This is a genomic window from Nocardioides sp. Root122, from assembly GCF_001425025.1.
Classification (GTDB): Bacteria; Actinomycetota; Actinomycetes; order Propionibacteriales; family Nocardioidaceae; genus Nocardioides.
Genome location: NZ_LMDE01000011.1, coordinates 462,757 through 479,339, shown reverse-complemented (window position 1 = coordinate 479,339; position 16,583 = coordinate 462,757). Strand labels below are relative to the sequence as shown.

General features: G+C 71.5%; 17 protein-coding genes. 12 read left to right on the top strand and 5 right to left on the bottom strand.

Annotation, left to right across the window (positions count from 1 at the left end; all coding sequences use genetic code 11):
* Positions 1–999 (bottom strand): 4-hydroxy-3-methylbut-2-enyl diphosphate reductase, encoded by a 999-nt coding sequence (locus tag ASC64_RS15140; RefSeq protein ID WP_056908338.1) that lies wholly within the window; start codon positions 997–999, stop codon positions 1–3.
* Positions 1,000–1,206: 207 nt separating this feature from the next.
* On the opposite strand from ASC64_RS15140, the gene xseA reads away from it, so the two are divergent.
* Both xseA and ASC64_RS15130 read left to right on the top strand, forming a co-directional pair.
* Positions 1,207–2,472, top strand: coding sequence for an exodeoxyribonuclease VII large subunit (xseA, locus tag ASC64_RS15135; RefSeq protein WP_056908337.1), 1,266 nt, complete (start codon positions 1,207–1,209; stop codon positions 2,470–2,472).
* A complete protein-coding gene (locus ASC64_RS15130; protein ID WP_056908336.1) occupies positions 2,465–2,680 on the top strand; it encodes an exodeoxyribonuclease VII small subunit in 216 nt (71 codons plus the stop codon). The genes xseA and ASC64_RS15130 overlap by 8 nt, the downstream gene beginning before the upstream one ends.
* Before the next feature lie 98 nt (positions 2,681–2,778).
* Here the strand turns inward: ASC64_RS15130 and ASC64_RS15125 are convergent, their stop codons facing one another.
* Positions 2,779–3,315, bottom strand: coding sequence for a DUF4245 family protein (locus ASC64_RS15125; RefSeq protein WP_056908335.1), 537 nt, complete (start codon positions 3,313–3,315; stop codon positions 2,779–2,781).
* 107 nt (positions 3,316–3,422) lie between these two features.
* Here ASC64_RS15125 and ASC64_RS22155 point away from each other — a divergent pair, with 107 nt between their 5' ends.
* Genes ASC64_RS22155 through glpX form a run of 5 tightly spaced genes read left to right on the top strand, consistent with a single transcriptional unit; the run spans position 3,423 to position 7,362 of the window.
* Positions 3,423–3,830, top strand: a complete 408-nt coding sequence (locus tag ASC64_RS22155) for a TOBE domain-containing protein (protein WP_056908334.1) — start codon at positions 3,423–3,425, stop codon at positions 3,828–3,830.
* On the top strand, positions 3,827–4,579 hold the full coding sequence (gene modA, locus ASC64_RS22150; RefSeq protein WP_056908333.1) for a molybdate ABC transporter substrate-binding protein: 753 nt from the start codon (positions 3,827–3,829) through the stop codon (positions 4,577–4,579). The genes ASC64_RS22155 and modA overlap by 4 nt, the downstream gene beginning before the upstream one ends.
* Positions 4,576–5,367, top strand: coding sequence for a molybdate ABC transporter permease subunit (gene modB / locus ASC64_RS15110; RefSeq protein ID WP_235563767.1), 792 nt, complete (start codon positions 4,576–4,578; stop codon positions 5,365–5,367). Before modA ends, modB begins: the two co-directional genes overlap by 4 nt.
* Complete coding sequence (locus tag ASC64_RS15105; protein WP_156385222.1) at positions 5,364–6,353, top strand: sulfate/molybdate ABC transporter ATP-binding protein; 990 nt, start codon at positions 5,364–5,366, stop codon at positions 6,351–6,353. The genes modB and ASC64_RS15105 overlap by 4 nt, the downstream gene beginning before the upstream one ends.
* 10 nt (positions 6,354–6,363) lie before the next feature.
* Complete coding sequence (gene glpX / locus ASC64_RS15100) at positions 6,364–7,362, top strand: class II fructose-bisphosphatase (protein WP_200937779.1); 999 nt, start codon at positions 6,364–6,366, stop codon at positions 7,360–7,362.
* On the opposite strand, the gene ASC64_RS15095 is transcribed toward glpX, so the two are convergent.
* Complete coding sequence (locus tag ASC64_RS15095) at positions 7,327–8,157, bottom strand: alpha/beta fold hydrolase (RefSeq protein ID WP_162245810.1); 831 nt, start codon at positions 8,155–8,157, stop codon at positions 7,327–7,329. The two genes, glpX and ASC64_RS15095, sit on opposite strands and share 36 nt — an antisense overlap.
* 91 nt (positions 8,158–8,248) lie before the next feature.
* On the opposite strand from ASC64_RS15095, the gene ASC64_RS15090 reads away from it, so the two are divergent.
* Entirely contained in the window at positions 8,249–9,175 is a 927-nt protein-coding gene (locus ASC64_RS15090; RefSeq protein WP_056908330.1) for an alpha/beta fold hydrolase, read from the top strand.
* On the opposite strand, the gene galK is transcribed toward ASC64_RS15090, so the two are convergent.
* The gene (gene galK, locus ASC64_RS15085; protein ID WP_056908329.1) at positions 9,172–10,257 is read right to left on the bottom strand and encodes a galactokinase; all 1,086 of its coding nucleotides are present in this window, start codon (positions 10,255–10,257) and stop codon (positions 9,172–9,174) included. The genes ASC64_RS15090 and galK overlap by 4 nt on opposite strands.
* Before the next feature lie 114 nt (positions 10,258–10,371).
* Between galK and ASC64_RS15080 the strand changes: the two genes are divergently transcribed.
* The 4 genes from ASC64_RS15080 to ASC64_RS15065 are packed head-to-tail and all read left to right on the top strand — an operon-like array spanning position 10,372 to position 14,726.
* A complete protein-coding gene (locus ASC64_RS15080) occupies positions 10,372–11,673 on the top strand; it encodes an extracellular solute-binding protein (protein ID WP_082550502.1) in 1,302 nt (433 codons plus the stop codon).
* On the top strand, positions 11,670–12,623 hold the full coding sequence (locus tag ASC64_RS15075) for a carbohydrate ABC transporter permease (RefSeq protein ID WP_235563766.1): 954 nt from the start codon (positions 11,670–11,672) through the stop codon (positions 12,621–12,623). Before ASC64_RS15080 ends, ASC64_RS15075 begins: the two co-directional genes overlap by 4 nt.
* Positions 12,623–13,453 carry a carbohydrate ABC transporter permease gene (locus ASC64_RS15070; protein ID WP_056908327.1) on the top strand — a complete coding sequence of 277 codons (831 nt, stop codon included), beginning with the start codon at positions 12,623–12,625 and terminating at the stop codon, positions 13,451–13,453. Before ASC64_RS15075 ends, ASC64_RS15070 begins: the two co-directional genes overlap by 1 nt.
* Before the next feature lie 7 nt (positions 13,454–13,460).
* The gene (locus ASC64_RS15065) at positions 13,461–14,726 is read left to right on the top strand and encodes an ABC transporter ATP-binding protein (RefSeq protein ID WP_056908326.1); all 1,266 of its coding nucleotides are present in this window, start codon (positions 13,461–13,463) and stop codon (positions 14,724–14,726) included.
* Positions 14,727–14,740: 14 nt separating this feature from the next.
* On the opposite strand, the gene ASC64_RS15060 is transcribed toward ASC64_RS15065, so the two are convergent.
* The gene (locus ASC64_RS15060) at positions 14,741–16,369 is read right to left on the bottom strand and encodes an alpha-amylase family protein (RefSeq protein WP_439956817.1); all 1,629 of its coding nucleotides are present in this window, start codon (positions 16,367–16,369) and stop codon (positions 14,741–14,743) included.
* Positions 16,370–16,583: the final 214 nt, after the last annotated feature.

The window sequence follows — 16,583 nt, the reverse complement described above, 5'->3', positions numbered from 1 at the left end:
TCAGGCCTTCTGTGCGGCGCGCAGGTCGCGGCGCAGCTCGGGCGGCAGGGCGAAGATCAGCGACTCCTCGGCCGAGTGCACCGCCCGCGCGTCGGGGTAGCCCCGCTCGGAGAGGAACGCCAGCACGCCCTCGACCAGGTCCTCGGGCACCGAGGCCCCCGAGGTGACCGAGACGGTCTCGACGCCCTCGAGCCAGGCCTCGTCGATCTCGGTGTGGTCGTCGACGAGGTAGGACGCCTTGGCGCCGGACTCGAGCGCCACCTCGACCAGGCGGACGGAGTTCGAGGAGTTGCGCGAGCCCACCACGATGACCAGGTCGGCGCCGGCAGAGATCTCCTTGATCGCGAGCTGGCGGTTCTGGGTGGCGTAGCAGATGTCGTCGCTGGGCGGGTCGAGCAGCAGCGGGAACTTCTCGCGGATCGCGGCGACGGTCTCGAGGGTCTCGTCGACGCTGAGCGTGGTCTGCGAGAGCCACGCGACCTTCGCCGGGTCGCGTACGACGATGCCCGCGACGTCGGCGGGGCTCTGCACGAGCTGGATGTGGTCGGGCGCCTCGCCGGCGGTCCCCTCGACCTCCTCGTGGCCCTCGTGGCCGATCAGCAGGATGTCGTAGTCGTCGCCTGCGAAGCGCTTGGCCTCGTGGTGGACCTTGGTCACCAGGGGGCAGGTGGCGTCGATCGTCTTCAGCCCGCGCGCCGCTGCCTCGGCGTGCACGGCCGGCGACACGCCGTGGGCGGAGAAGACCACGGTCTGGCCCTCCGGCACCTCGTCGAGCTCCTCGACGAAGATCGCGCCGCGCGACTCGAGGTTGGCCACCACGTGCTTGTTGTGCACGATCTGCTTGCGCACGTAGACCGGCGCGCCGTAGAGGTCGAGTGCCTTCTCCACTGTGATCACGGCCCGGTCCACGCCGGCGCAGTAGCCGCGCGGTGCCGCCAGCAGGACGGTCCTGGCGGTCTCGGGGTCGAGGACCGTGGGGAGGCCGAGGTCGGTGCTCATGGGCGCAAGTCTAGGGCGTGTCCCTCAAAGCCCGGCCGTCGCGAGCGTCGTCCTGCGGAGTGCATCGCAAGGCGGAGGAGGGAGGCGATGCGCCAGCATCGACGACCGACGACAACGCAGCGAGGCGCCCGCAGGGCGGGGCGCAGCAGGCCGGGGTTGAGGGACACGCCTCTGGGGCGTGTCCTCCCCCTCCCCTATCCTCGCCGCGTGCCCTCCCTCCGCGACGCCACGGTCGACTCCCCGGCCCCGGTCCGCGCCGTCGCCAACGCCGTCACGCAGTGGATCGACAAGCTCGGCAGCGTGTGGGTCGAGGGCCAGATCGCCCAGGTCAACCGTCGCCCCGGGGTCAACACCGTCTTCATGACCTTGCGCGACACGGTGGCGGACATCTCGGTGACGCTCACCTGCGCCCGCTCGCTGTTCGACTCGATGAACCCGCCCCTCGTGGAGGGCGCGAGCGTGGTCGTGCACGCCCGCCCGAGCTTCTACGCCAACCGCGGCTCGTTCTCCCTGGCCGCCCGTGAGATCCGGATGGTCGGCCTCGGCGAGCTGCTCGCGCGTCTCGAGCGGCGTCGTCAGCTGCTCGCGGCCGAGGGGCTGTTCGCGCCGGAGCTCAAGCGCGACCTGCCCTTCCTGCCCGGCCGCGTGGGCCTGGTCACCGCCCCCAACAGCGCCGCCGAGCGCGACGTCCTGGAGAACTCCCGTCGTCGCTGGCCCGCGGTCGAGTTCGAGGTCGTCTACGCCGCCATGCAGGGGCCGCGGTCCGCGGCCGAGGTGATCGAGGCGCTCGACCGGCTCGAGCGCAACGCCGACGTCGACGTGGTCGTCGTCGCCCGCGGCGGCGGCTCGATCGAGGACCTGCTCCCCTTCTCCGACGAGGCCCTGGTCCGCGCCGTCCACGGAATGCGTACGCCGGTGGTGTCGGCCATCGGCCACGAGCCCGACCAGCCGCTCCTCGACCTCGTCGCCGACGTGCGTGCCTCGACCCCCACCGACGCGGCCAAGCTGGTCGTGCCCGACATGGCCGAGGAGGCCAACGGCGTGGCATGGGCGCGCGACCGGCTCCGCCAGGTCGTCGTGCAGCGCATCGCGCGGGAGCAGGAGTGGCTGGCGCAGGTCCGGTCACGGCCGGCGATGGCCGACCCGCGCAACCTGCTCGCGGCCCGCTCCGACGAGCTCGACGAGCTGCTGGCCCGCGCCCGCCGCACCCTGTCGCACCGCCTGGACCGCGCCGCCGACGACATCGGCCACCAGCGCGCGCGGGCCCAGGCGCTCTCGCCGCTGGCCACGCTCCGGCGGGGCTACGCCGTGCTCCAGGACGCCGACGGCCACGTGGTCACGTCGGTCGGCCAGGCGCACGTCGGCGCCGCGGTCTCGGTGCGCGTGGCCGACGGCCGGGTCCACGCCACCACCGATCGCATCGACGCCGACCAGATCGACGCAGCCACCCTGATGGAGGACCCCGATGAGTGACGCCACCCCGCAGCAGCTCACCTACGAGGAGGCCCGCGAGGAGCTCATCGAGGTGGTCCGCACCCTCGAGACAGGCGGCACCACCCTCGAGGAGTCGCTGGCGCTCTGGGAGCGCGGTGAGGCGCTGGCCAAGGTCTGCCAGGAGTGGCTCGACGGCGCCCGCAAGCGCCTCGACGAGGCCATCGGCGACGCCGGGGCCGACAGCTGAGACGCCCCGTCACGGACGAGGAACGAGTCCGTGGCGTCGGGTGGCCAGATTGAGCAAGCGACGCGACTGAGGCACGAAGTCGCACGAGCGCGTCGAAATCAGCGCGTCAGCAGGCCGAGGTAGGCCTCGAGGTCCGACACCGGCGCGGAGCCGTAGACCAGGAGCGCCTCGTCGCCGAGCTCGGTCGAGAAGCCGTGGTCCCCGCCGTCGTCGGACCACGTCTGCCACGTGTCGGTGATCTCCGAGGTGACCCTGGCGTCGTCGCCGGCGTCCGCCTTCTCGTCGACGTACCGCTCGACGAGCTCGTCGACGGAGGCGTCCTGCTGGCGGATGCCGATGAAGTCACCGTCGTCGGTCAGCACGCCGAGTCCCCAGCGCGGGTCCCCGGTCGCGGCCAGGTCCACGCTGGTGGCGGTCCAGCCGGCGGGCAGCTCGCGCGGATGGACGACCGACAGGCCCGCCCCCTCGGCGAGCCCGACGCTCTCCTGCCAGTCGACGACCTGCACGGCGTCGTCGTCATCGCCGCGGAACAACCCGCGCCAGGCCACGAACGCCAGCACGAAGAGCACCGTCACGACCAGCGCGCCGGTCATGCCGCCGAACGAGCGGGTGTATCGGCTGGGCTGCTCACTCACGTGCCTCATCCTCCCAGCCGCACCCAGGGAGCCCTCGGGCGGGGACCACCCGCCGCAGTCGCGGTCGAAACGGGTGCACGTGCCCGCAGGTGCGGCATACTCGCAGCGTGATCACGTACCGAATCGCGGAAGCGGCCGAGATCCTCGCGGTCAGCGACGACACCGTACGCCGCTGGGTGGAGGCGGGCCGGCTGCCGTCCCACACCGCCGACGGCCGCGCCACGGTGTCGGGGCCGGACCTCGCGGCGCTCGCCGAGCACCTGGCCGAGTCCGCCGAGACCGGCGAGCGCGATCGCACCCGTGCCAGCTCGGTCAGCGCCCGCAACCGGATGAGCGGGATCGTCACCCGGGTCAAGCGCGACCACGTGATGGCCCAGGTGGAGATGATCTGCGGCCCCTACCGGGTCGTGTCCCTGATGAGCAGCGACGCCGCGGACGAGCTCGGCCTCGAGCCGGGCGTGCGCGCCATCGCCAGCGTGAAGTCCACCAACGTCGTCGTGGAGGTCCCCCAGTGAGGCGTGCCGTGCCGGCCCTCGCGCTGGCCCTCGCGCTGCCACTGGCGGCGTGCGGCAACGGCGACGACGGGGCCACCGCCGACGGGCGGGCCGAGCTGACCGTGCTCGCCGCCGCCTCGCTCACCGACGTCTTCGACCAGCTGGCCACGCCGTTCGAGGAGGAGCACGACGCGACGGTCACCTTCTCCTTCGGCTCCAGCACCGACCTCGCCGAGCAGGTCGCCGACGGCGCCCCCGGCGACGTGCTCGCCACCGCCGACTCGACGTCGATGGGCCTCGCCGAGGACGCCGGCGTCACCGTCGACGTGGAGACGTTCGCGACCAACGTGCTGACGATCGTGGTGCCGAAGGGCAACCCGGCCGGCATCGAGACCCTCGACGACCTCGCCGACGCCACGTGGGTGCGCTGCGCCGACGAGGTCCCGTGCGGCAAGGTCGCGCTCGCCGTGCTCGACGCCAACCAGATCACCGCGGAGCCGGCCAGCCTCGAGGAGGACGTCCGCTCGACCCTCGACAAGGTGGTCTCCGGTGAGGCCGACGCCGGCCTGGTCTACGCCACGGACGCGGTCGCCGTGGGCGACGACGTCGAGGCGATCGAGATCCCCGGCGCGGGGGACGACCTGACGTCCTACTACGTCGCGACGCTGGAACAGTCCGAGGACGCCGACCTCGCCGCCGACTGGGTCGCGTGGGTGACGTCGGAGGAGGGCCGACGGATCCTCGCCGACGCCGGCTTCGGTGCCCCGTGAGGGACCGCCTGGGCCGCCCGCCCGCGCTGCTGATGGTGCCGGCGGCGCTCGCGGCCCTGCTGCTGCTCGTGCCGCTGGTGGCGATGGTCGCCAGCACCAGCTGGCGGCAGCTGCCCGACCACCTCACCTCATCCGCCGCCCTCGACGCCCTGCGTCTCTCGCTGGTCACCTCGACGATCGCGATCGCGTTCTGCCTGGTCCTCGGGCTCCCGCTGGCGTGGCTGCTCGCGCGCGTCGACTTCCGCGGCCGCGGGGCGCTGCGCGCCCTCGTCACCGTGCCGCTGGTGCTGCCGCCGGTCGTGGCGGGCGTGGCGCTGCGCAGCGCCTTCGGTCGCACCGGCGTGGTCGGTGCACCGCTGCTCGAGTGGACCGGCTTCGCCTTCCCCTTCACGACGTACGGCGTGGTGCTGGCCCACGTGTTCGTGTCGATGCCGTTCGTCGTGATCGCGATCGAGGGCGCCCTGCGCTCGGCGGACCCGAGGTACGACGACGCTGCCGCGACGCTCGGCGCCACCCGCTGGACGACCTTCCGCCGGGTCACCGTGCCCCTGGCTCTGCCCGGCGTCGTCGCCGGGACGGTGCTGGGCTGGGCCCGTTCGCTGGGCGAGTTCGGCGCCACGATCACCTTCAACGGCAACTACCCCGGGCGCACCCAGACGATGCCGACGCTGATCTACGTCACCCGGCAGGCCGACCAGGACGCCGCCCTGTCGCTGAGCCTGGTGATGCTCGTGGTGTCGATCGGCGTGCTGGTCGCGCTGCGCGACCACTGGCTGGGGACGCCGTGACGGGCCGGCTGGAGGCCGACCTCCGCGTCGCCGGCCGCGTGGACGCCGCGTTCACCGCCGAGCCCGGTGAGGTGCTGGCGGTCATCGGACCCAACGGCGCCGGCAAGAGCACCCTGCTCCACGCGCTCGCCGGGCTCGTCGACGTCGACGGGCACGCCCTCCTGGGCGGCACCGACGTGCTGCGCCTCCCGGTCCGCGAGCGCCGGGTCGGACTGGTGTTCCAGGGCCAGCTGCTCTTCCCGCACCTGAGCGCGCTCGACAACGTCGCCTTCGGGCTGCGCGCCCGCGGCGAGAAGCGGGCCACCGCCGATGCGGTCGCCCGCGACTGGCTCGAGCGCTTCGGTATCGCCGACCTCGCGGCCCGCAGGCCGCGCGAGCTCTCCGGCGGCCAGGCCCAGCGCGTCGCGATCGCCCGGGCGCTGGCCACCGACCCCGACGTGCTGCTGCTCGACGAGCCGTTCACCGGCCTCGACGTGTCGGTCCAGATGGCTCTGCGCATCGAGCTCGGCCGGCACCTGCGCGACTTCCCTGGCATCGCGCTGCTCGTCACGCACGACGCCATCGACGCCCTCACCCTCGCCGACCGGGTGCTGGTCCTCGACGAGGGCCGCGTGGCCCAGGTCGGCCCGCCGGCCGAGGTGGCCGCGGAGCCGCGCACCTCGCACGTCGCCCGCCTCGTCGGGCTCAACCTCGTGGCCGACGGCGAGGAGCTGATGGCGTTCACCCCCGACGCGGTGGTGGTCTCGCTGGCCGAGCCGGAGGGGTCCAGCCGCCTGCACTGGCACGGGCGGATCGGCACGCTCGCACCCCACGGCGACGCCGTACGCCTCCTGGTGCACGCCTCCCCCGACCTCCTCGCCGACGTGACGCCCGCGGCCGCGACGGAGCTGGGACTGGTGCCCGGCCGGGAGGTCTGGCTGTCGGCCAAGGCCACCGCGGTGAGCCGCTACGGAGCACGCGACGGAGCCGACCCAACCGGCCGATAACATGCGCGCCATGACTGCCACGAAGCCCGATCGCAACCTCGCCCTCGAGCTGGTGCGGGTCACCGAGGCCGCCGCGATGGCCGCCGGACGATGGGTCGGACGCGGTGACAAGAACGACGCCGACGGGGTCGCGGTCAACGCGATGCGGGTGATGATCTCCACCATCGGCATGCGCGGCACCGTGGTCATCGGCGAGGGCGAGAAGGACAACGCCCCGATGCTCTTCAACGGCGAGGAGGTCGGCGACGGCACCGGTCCCGCGTGCGACGTCGCGGTCGACCCGATCGACGGCACGACCCTGACGGCCAAGGGCATGAACAACGCGATCTCGGTGCTCGCGGTCTCGCCCCGCGGCTCGATGTACGACCCGAGCGCCGTGTTCTACATGGACAAGCTGGCCACCGGCCCCGAGGCCGCCGACGTCGTCGACATCCGGCTGCCGGTGAAGGAGAACATCGCCCGCGTCGCCAAGGCCAAGGGCCTCTCGATCCACGACGTCACCGTCGTGCTGCTCGACCGGCCGCGCCACGCCCGGCTGGTGGAGGAGATCCGCGAGACCGGGGCGCGCATCAAGTACATCACCGACGGCGACGTCGCCGGCGCGATCATGGCGGCCCGTCCGGACACCGGCGTCGACCTGATGCTCGGCGTCGGCGGCACGCCCGAGGGCATCATCACGGCCTGTGCCATGAAGTGCATCGGCGGCAAGATCCAGGGCCGGCTGTGGCCGCAGGACGACGACGAGCGCCAGCGCGCCCTCGACGCCGGCCACAACCTCGACGCCGACTTCGTCCTCGGCACCGACGACCTGGTCACCGGCGACGACGCCTTCTTCGTCGCCACCGGCATCACCGACGGCGAGCTGATGCGCGGCGTGCGCTACCGCGGCGACGGCATCACGACACACTCATTGGTGATGCGTTCGCGCAGCGGCACGGTGCGCTCGATCACCGCCGAGCACCGGCTCTCGAAGCTACGCGATCTCTCCCCGATCGACTTCGACAACTGACGACGCCGCCGGGCGCAACGCGTCCGAGACCGCCGCGATGACGGCGGGGTCGAACGCCATGCCCAGGTGCGAGGACCGCACCTCGACCGGACGGGCGACGGGGTCGATGCACGCGCGCCAGTCGACGATGCCGTCGCGACGCGAGTAGATCGCGGTGAAGTCGACCTCCGCGGGCAGCGCGGCGCGGGCCTGGTCGAAGCTCTCCTGGGCGCACGAGCCCGCCACGCAGTCCGCGGCCATCAGGTTGCGCAGGCCGGCCCGGTTGAGCCGCACGAGCAGGTCGACGCTGCGGGCCAGGGAGACGTGGTGGGCGCCGGGGGCGAGCATCGGGCTGCCCATCGTCACGATCCCCGCGACGAGGTCGGGACGGCGGGCGGCGACGCCGCGGGCCAGCATCCCACCGAGGCTGTGGCCGACGATGCGCACCTTCGAGCCACGACGCTGGGCGAGCCCCTCGAGCCGCTCCTCGAGCTGGGCGGCCGCGGCCAGCGTGCAGCCCACGTTGGCGCGGACGTCGGCGCGGTAGGTGCGGAAGCCGAGGTGGCGCAGCGTGCGGCTCATCGGCGCCAGCGAGGAGTCGCCGGCCAGGAAGCCCGGGACCAGCAGCACCGGCTCGGTCGCGCGGGCCGGGTGCGAGCCGTAGGGCGTACGGCGCCGGGTGCCGCGGGCGGCGAGGGCGTGGACCGCGTAGCGGCCGGCCTCGGTGATGACGGAACCCTCGCGCAGCACGGCCGACACCGACGGCTGGACGAAACCGTCCGGCGTCAGGAAGTCGGCCACTGTGCGATGCGTCACAGCGACCGAACCTAGCCCAGGAGCCCCGTGGGATCGGGGATGTGGCCCAGATTGCTTTTTGTTGGGGACGCCGGTCGTGTTCACTGAGGGCATGTACCCGTCTCGCCGCGCTTCATCCGAGGCGCCCGCCGTCTCCGACGAGCTCGTCGCCCCCGTGGGCAACGAGGTCGAGCTCTGCTACCAGACCTTCGGCGACCCCGACGGCGAGCCGCTGCTGCTGGTCATGGGCCTCAGCGGTCCGATGACGTGGTGGGATCAGGCGTTCTGCGAGCAGCTGGCGAGCGCCGGCTTCCACGTGGTGCGCTACGACAACCGCGACACCGGCAGGTCGTCGCGCGTCAAGGCCCCGGTGCGACGCGACCAGCTGCTGCGGGCGTTCGCGACCGGCCGGGCACGCGTGCCCTACACGATGTCCGACCTCGGCAGCGACGCCGTGGCGCTGCTCGACCACCTCGGCCTCGACTCGGCCCACGTGGTCGGCGTGTCGATGGGCGGCATGATCGCCCAGACCGTCGCCGTGGAGCACCCCACGCGCGTGCGCTCCCTGACGAGCATCAGCTCCACCACCGGTCGCCGCAGCGTCGGCTGGCAGCACCCCAGCCTGCTGCCGCGGCTCATCGCGCCGCGCAAGCCGGGCCGCGAGGCCTACGTCGAGAGCAGCCTGGCCATGTGGTCGCTGATCGGCTCCGTGGCCTACCCCGCGGACCCCGACGCGCTGCGCGGCCGCGCGATCGAGACCTTCGACCGCGGGGTGAGCGCCAGCGGGGTGGTGCGCCAGATGCTGGCGATCCTGACCCAGGGCGACCGGACGCCACGGCTGCGCAGCCTCCGCGTCCCGGCGCTGGTCATCCACGGCACGGCCGACAAGATGGTGCACGTCAGCGGCGGACGGTCGACCGCGGCCGCCATCCCCGGCGCCGAGCTCGTGCTGGTCGACGGGATGGGGCACGACCTGCCGTCGGCGCTCTTCCCGACCTTCGTCGAGGCCATCGCGCGGACGGCCGACCGGGCCGGCTAGACCGGACGAGCGCCCGCGGCCGCCTCAGCGGTGAAGAGGCTCGGGTCGCCGTAGCCCGCGTCGGCGAACGCACGGCGTACGGCGTCACCCGCAGGGCCGACCTCGCCCTCGGGAACGAGCCCGATCACGCAGCCGCCGAAGCCACCACCGGTCATCCGCGCGCCGAGCGCTCCGGCGGCCAGCAGCGTCTCGGCCGCCGTGTCGACCTCGGGCACGGTGATCCGGAAGTCGTCGCGCATCGATGCGTGCGAGGCGGTGAACAACGGGCCGAGCGCGTCCAGCCGTCCCGCCCGCAGCACGTCGACCGCCTCGAGGACGCGGGCGTCCTCGGTGACGACGTGGCGGACGTAGCGCTGCAGCTCCTCGTCCTCGAGGCGGGAGACCGCCTCGTCGGCGTCGGTGACGTCGCGCAGGGCCGGCACCCCGAGCAACCGGGCGGCCTCCTCGCAGCCGCGGCGCCGGGCGGCGTACTCGCCGTCGACGAGCCGGTGCGGGGCGCGCGTGTCGACGACGAGGAGGGACAGCCCGCTCGTGCCAGGCGCGAACGGGACGGCCTCGGACGTCAGGTCGCGCATGTCGCAGAAGAGGGCGTGGCCCTCCTCTCCGCGCAGGCTCACCAGCTGGTCCATCCCGCCGGTCGGTGCGCCGACCGCGTCGTTCTCGACCCGACGACTCAGGGCCAGCAGCCCGTCCGCCCCCAGGTCGAGGCCGAGCTGCTCGTCGAGGGCACGCACCACTGAGCAGACCAGGGCCGCGGACGACGACAGCCCGGCGCCGGTGGGGACGTCGGAGTCGACCGAGATCCGGAGCGGCGGCACCTCGACGCCCTCGTCGTGGAGCAACCACAGCGCCCCGAGGACGTACGTCGCCCACTCAGGGACCTTGCCCCGCTCCGCCAGACCGGACGGAGGGACCGTGACCGTCTCCGACACCTGCGCGGACACCACCGACCAGCCTGAGTCGGCCGTCTCGACGCTCGTCGTGCAGCCCATCGGCAGGGCCATCGGCAAGACGAAGCCGTCGTTGTAGTCGGTGTGCTCACCGATGAGGTTGATGCGTCCGGGCGCGTGCCATCGCGTCACGACAGGCCTCTCTGATCATGGGTCTGCTGGTGGGCGTCACGCCCGTCGGGGCGGTTGCCAAACCCTATCCGCAGCCGATAGACCAGTGACCCGAGTAACACATGAGGAGGGCGCATGGCATCACGATCATCGACCCGGCCGAGGGGTCGCCCCAGGGGAAGGCGGATCGCGGGCTCGGTGGCCACGCTCGCCCTCGCGAGCAGCCTGCTCGCGGCCTGCGGGAGCGACGGCGGGAAGCCCGAGCTCGTCTGGTACATCAACCCGGACTCCGGCGGCCAGGCAGCGATCGCCGAGGACTGCTCGACCGACGACTACACGATCACCACCCAGGTCCTGCCCCAGTCCTCCGACCAGCAGCGCATCCAGCTCGCGCGCCGGCTCGCGGCCAAGGACCCGGCGATCGACCTGATGTCCCTGGACCCGCCGTTCACGGCCGAGTTCGCCGACGCAGGGTTCCTCGCCGAGGTCCCGCAGGACGCGAAGTCGCAGCTCGAGGAGCAGGGCACGTTCCAGGGCGCCATGGACGCCGCGACGTGGGAGGACAAGCTCGTCGTCTTCCCGTTCTGGTCGAACACCCAGGTCCTCTGGTATCGCAAGTCCTTCGTCGAGAAGGCCGGCATCGACATGTCCCAGCCGGTCACGTGGGACCAGATCATCGACGTCGCCAGCGACAACGGCGGCAAGATCGGCGTGCAGGCCAACAAGTACGAGGGCTACGTCGTGTGGATCAACGCGCTCGTCGAGGGCGCCGGAGGGCACCTCCTCGAGAACGCCGAGAAGGGCGTCGACGCCGACCTGACCATCGCCGACAAGCCCGGCGAGATCGCGGCCGGCATCATCGAGAAGCTCGCCTCCTCGCCGGCCGCACCCTCCGACCTCAGCGTCTCCAACGAGGGCACCGCGGGATCGACGTTCGGCTCCGACGAGGGCTCGTTCCTCGTCAACTGGACCTACATCTTCCACAACTACGACGAGACCGCGCCCGACGTCGCCAAGGACATCGGCTACACGCGCTACCCGCAGTCCGTGGAGGGTGAGGAGTCCCGCCCGCCCTACGGCGGCATCGGCATCGGGGTCAGCCAGTACTCCGACGAGAAGGACTTCGCCCTCGAGGCGGCCGCCTGCCTCGTCGAGCCGGACCAGCAGGGCAAGAACGCCGAGATGACCGGCAACATGCCGGCCAGCACCGCCGGCTACGAGTACGCCGCCCTCAAGGAGATCTACCCCGAGGACCTCCTCGCGCTGTTCCAGGAGAGCGTGAACGCCGCCGCACCGCGCACGGTGACGCCCTACTGGAGTGACGTCTCCAGCTCCATCCAGGGCACCTGGCACCCGCCCGCCAGCGTGGATTCCGACACTCCGAAGGCCTCGCAGGACTTCATCGAGGAGATCCTGAAGGGAGGGAAGCTGCTGTGAGCACGACGATCGCAACGGAGCCCCAATCGAACAAGGGCACCAAGAAGGCGGTTGCCAGCGACCGCAGCTCGGCCGAGAACAAGCTCGGCCTCAAGCTCGTCGCCCCAGCCGTCGTGCTGATGCTCCTGGTGACGGCGTGGCCGATGATCCAGGCGCTCTACCTGTCGCTGTTCCGCTACCGGCTGACCGCCCCCGACGACCGTGAGTTCATCGGGATCGACAACTACGTGACGGTGCTGACCGACAGCCTGTTCTGGCGTGACACCTGGAACACCCTGCTGATCATGGTGGTCACGGTGGCCGTCGAGCTGGTCATCGGGTTCGCGTTCGCGATGGTGATGCACCGCATCGTCTTCGCCCGCGGCCTGATGCGCACCTCGATCCTGATCCCCTACGGCATCATCACCGTGGTGTCGGCCTTCGCCTGGCAGTTCGCGTTCTCGCTCAACAACGGCTTCGTGAACTCCTGGTTCAACTGGCTGCCGTGGATCGCCGACGACACCAACTGGTTCGGCGACCACTGGCACGCGATGTTCGCGATCATGGTCTCCGAGATCTGGAAGACCACGCCGTTCATGGCACTGCTGCTCCTCGCCGGCCTGGCCCAGGTGAGCGAGGACATGCTCGAGGCCGCCAAGGTCGACGGCGCCACGTGGTGGCAACGGCTGTGGAAGGTGATCCTGCCCAACATGCGGGCCGCGATCATGGTGGCGGTCCTCTTCCGCGCCCTCGACGCCTACCGCATCTTCGACAACATCTTCGTGATGACCCGAGGAGCCCAGGACACCGAGTCGATCTCGTTCCTGACCTACCGACAGGTGATCGAGCAGATGCAGCTGGGACTGGGATCGGCCCTCTCGGTGATCCTGTTCCTCTCGGTGCTGCTGCTCGCGTGGCTCATCGTGAAGCTGTTCAAGGTCGACCTGGCGCAGGCAAGGGGTGAAGGCTGATGAAGACCAAGACCACGATCGGCACGTGGATCGGGTTCATCCTGATCATGCTGTGGTGCCTGTTCCCTGTCGCGTGGATCCTTTCGCTGTCCTTCAAGTCCGAGGGCGAGACGGCCACCGGCAGCCCGCAGTTCCTGCCCAAGGACCCGACCCTCGACAACTACAGCGCCATCCTCGACAACGGCGACTTCACCCGGGCCCTGGTCAACTCCTTCGGCATCGCGATCATCGCCACCGCGCTCTCGGTGATCTTCGCGACGCTCGCGGCCTACGCCATCGCCCGCCTGGAGTTCAAGGGCAAGCGGCTCGTGCTGTCGCTGGCCCTGGCCATCGCGATGTTCCCGGTGGTGTCGCTGGTCGGTCCACTGTTCGACATGTGGAGCACGTTCGGCCTGTTCAACACCTGGCCGGGCCTGATCATCCCCTACATGTCCTTCACGCTGCCGCTGGCGATCTGGACGCTCTCCGCCTTCTTCCGCGAGATCCCGTGGGAGATGGAGCAGGCGGCCCAGGTCGACGGTGCCACGTCGTGGCAGGCCTTCCGGAAGGTCATCGTCCCGCTCGCCGCACCCGGGGTCTTCACCGCGGCGATCCTGACCTTCTTCTTCGCGTGGAACGAGTTCGTGCTCGCGATCTCGCTCACCTCCACCACCGCCTCCCGGACGGTGCCGGCGCAGATGTCGTTCTTCGTCGGACCCGACCCGTTCAACCCGCCGTACGCGCAGCTCGCGACGGCGTCGGTCATCGTCACGTTGCCGGTGATCGTCATCGTCCTGCTGTTCCAGCGCAAGATCGTCGCCGGACTGACCTCCGGCGCAGTGAAGGGGTGATCAGCTCATGGCTGCCATCGAGATGAAGAACATCGTCAAGCAGTACGGCGACGGCTTCCCGGCCGTCAACGACGTGAGCATCGACGTGGAGGACGGCGAGTTCCTGATCCTCGTCGGCCCGTCCGGGTGCGGGAAGTCCACGCTCCTGCGGATGATCGTCGGCCTGGAGGACATCACCGACGGCGACATGGTGATCGGCGGCAAGAAGGTCAACGACCTCGCGCCGCGCGACCGCAACCTGTCGATGGTCTTCCAGAACTACGCGCTCTACCCCCACCTCACCGTCTACGAGAACATCGCGTTCCCGCTGCGACTGGCGGGCAAGCCGGACTCCGAGGTCGACGAGAAGGTGCGCGCCGCGTCGAAGACCCTGGAGCTCGACGAGCACCTCGAGCGCAAGCCCGGCAACCTCTCGGGTGGCCAGCGCCAGCGGGTGGCGATGGGTCGAGCCATCGTCCGCGACGCGGAGGCGTTCCTCTTCGACGAGCCGCTGTCCAACCTCGACGCCAAGCTGCGCGGCCAGATGCGCACCGAGATCTCGCGGCTGCAGAAGCGTCTGGGCATCACCACCGTCTACGTCACCCACGACCAGACGGAGGCGATGACGCTGGGCGACCGGGTGGCGGTCCTCAAGCGTGGGGTGCTCCAGCAGCACGCGACGCCGCGTGAGCTCTACGAGAACCCCTGCAACCTGTTCGTCGCCGGGTTCATCGGCTCCCCGCCGATGAACTTCCTGCCGGCCACGGTCAAGGGCAACCAGGTCGAGCTGCCGTTCGGCACGGTGACGATCCCCGAGGACAAGGCCGCCAAGGCCCAGGGCAAGGGACTGCTGATCGCCGGCATCCGGCCCGACCACTTCGAGGACGCCAATGTCGTCGACAGCGACAAGGTGACCGACGAGGCCACGTTCAAGGCCACGGTCGACGTGGTCGAGTGGCTCGGCAACGAGGCCTACGCCTACATCCCGTTCGAGGCGCCGCCCGAGGTGGAGAAGCAGCTCCAGCAGCTCGAGCGCGACCTCGACGGCGAGTCGCTGCGCACCCAGCTGGTCGTCTCGCTCGACGGGGCCAGCCGGATCGCGGAGGGTGACGAGGCGACGATCTGGGTCGATGCCCGCAAGATCCACCTCTTCGACCCCGCCACGGGCGAGAACCTCACCATGGACGCCGAGCACGCGGGCATCGTCCCGGGCGGCAATGCGATGGCCAAGGCCGAGGAGGTCGGCGAGCAGCAGGACGCCGTCCAGCCCGGGTCGGACCAGGCGACCACCTGAGGCTGGCCTGCGGACTAGGAGCCGCCGTGGAGCCACACGGCGGCGTACGGCTCCAGCGGGACCGCACCCTCCACCAGCGAGGGGGCGGTCCCGCTGAGTGCGTCGTGGAGCCCGTCGGCGTGGAGCCCGAGCCAGTGCAGCACGTCGGCCGACACCCAGGCCTGCTCCCCCGACATGTTGTGGGCGGCCAGCAGCGGCCCGCTGGGGTGGCGTCGCACCACCAGCAGCACCCGCGGGTCGCGCGGGTCCCACACCTCGGTCGGTGAGGCCGCGTGGAGGTGCGGCAGCGAGCGGCGTACGTCGAGCAGGTGGCGCAGGCCGGCCGTGATCCCGTGCGGGTCGCGACCCGACTCCACCTCCGGCCACGGCATCCGCGGCCGGTGCACCCAGCGGTTGTCGGCGGCGTGCGCCGGGTCGTCGGCCCAGCCCGCGTCGTTGAGCAGTCCGAGCTCGTCGCCCATCCAGAGCACCGGCAGGCCGCCGAAGGAGAGGATCACGGCGTGCGCCAGCAGGATGCGCGCGGCCGCGCCTGGGTCGCCGACCTCCAGCCCGGCCAGTGACGCGAGCGACCCGGAGATCCGGCGGTCACCGGTCGCCTCGTTCTCCTGGAACACCAGTCCCCTGGCCCACGAACCGGGGAAGGAGCCGGAGTACCAGTCGGAGAGGAACCGGCGGTGCGCGACCGGGTCGAGCCCGACGGCTCGCGCGTCCTCGTCGGAGACCGCCCAGCCGATGTCGTCGTGGCAACGGACGTAGGTGACCCACGCCGTGGTCGACGGCGGCTGGGGCAGCTGCTGCAGGGCGTGCGCTGCCAGACCCACCTCGCCGGAGGCGAGCATCGACCAGACCTGGACCATCAGCCCGTTGTGGTAGGCCAGGTCGCTCACGCGGCCGTGGTGGTGGCCGACGCCGAGGTAGGCCGGCAGGTCGGCCGGCCCGACGATCGCCTCGGCCTTGAACAGCACCGCGGGGGCAGCGATCCGGGCCACCGTGCGCAGCGCGCGGGTGAGCTCGTGCACCTCGGGCTGGTTCTGGCAGTCGGTGCCCAGGCGCTTCCAGATGAAGGCGATCGCGTCGAGCCGGAACACCTCGACGCCGAGGTTGGCCAGGCCGAGGATGAGGTCGGCGTACTCGCAGAGCACCGCGGGGTTCGACCAGTCGACGTCCCACTGGTAGTCGTTGAACGTCGTCCACACCCAGCCCGCGAGCTCGTCGTCCCAGGTGAAGCTGCCGGGCGCGAAGTCGGGGAAGACCTCCGGCAGGGTCGCCTCGAAGGCGTCGGGCCCGGTGCGGTCGTCGTACACGTGGAAGTAGGCGCGCTTCTCCGGGTCGCCGGCGCGGGCGGCGACGGCCCACTCGTGCTCGCGGGCGACGTGGTTGAGGACGAGGTCGAGGCACAGGCTGATCCCCTGTGCTCGCAGCGTCGTCGCCAGGTCGCGCAGGTCGTCGATGGTGCCGAGGTCCGGGCGGACGGAGCGGTAGTCCATCACTGCGTAGCCGCCGTCGTTCGGCGCCGGGCGGGGTGTCAGGAGCGGCATCAGGTGTAGGTAGCCGACGCCCAGGTCGCGCAGGTACGCCGCACGCTCCCCCACGCCGGCCAGCGAGCCGGCGAAGCGGTCGGCGTAGGCGGCGTAGCCGACCATGCCGGGTCGCTGGAACCAGTCCGGATTGCGCATGCGCTCCTCGTCGAGGGCGCGGAGCTCGGCCGGCCGGGCCTCGTGGCCGCCGCGCGCGATCGCGACCAGCCGGTCCGTCACGCCCGGTGCGACGTCGGCCCCGTAGACCCGCTCGAGCGTGTCGCGGAGGTCGGGCACGAGGGCGCGCAGCCTGTCCTCGAAGGTCTCCTCGGCTGCAGCG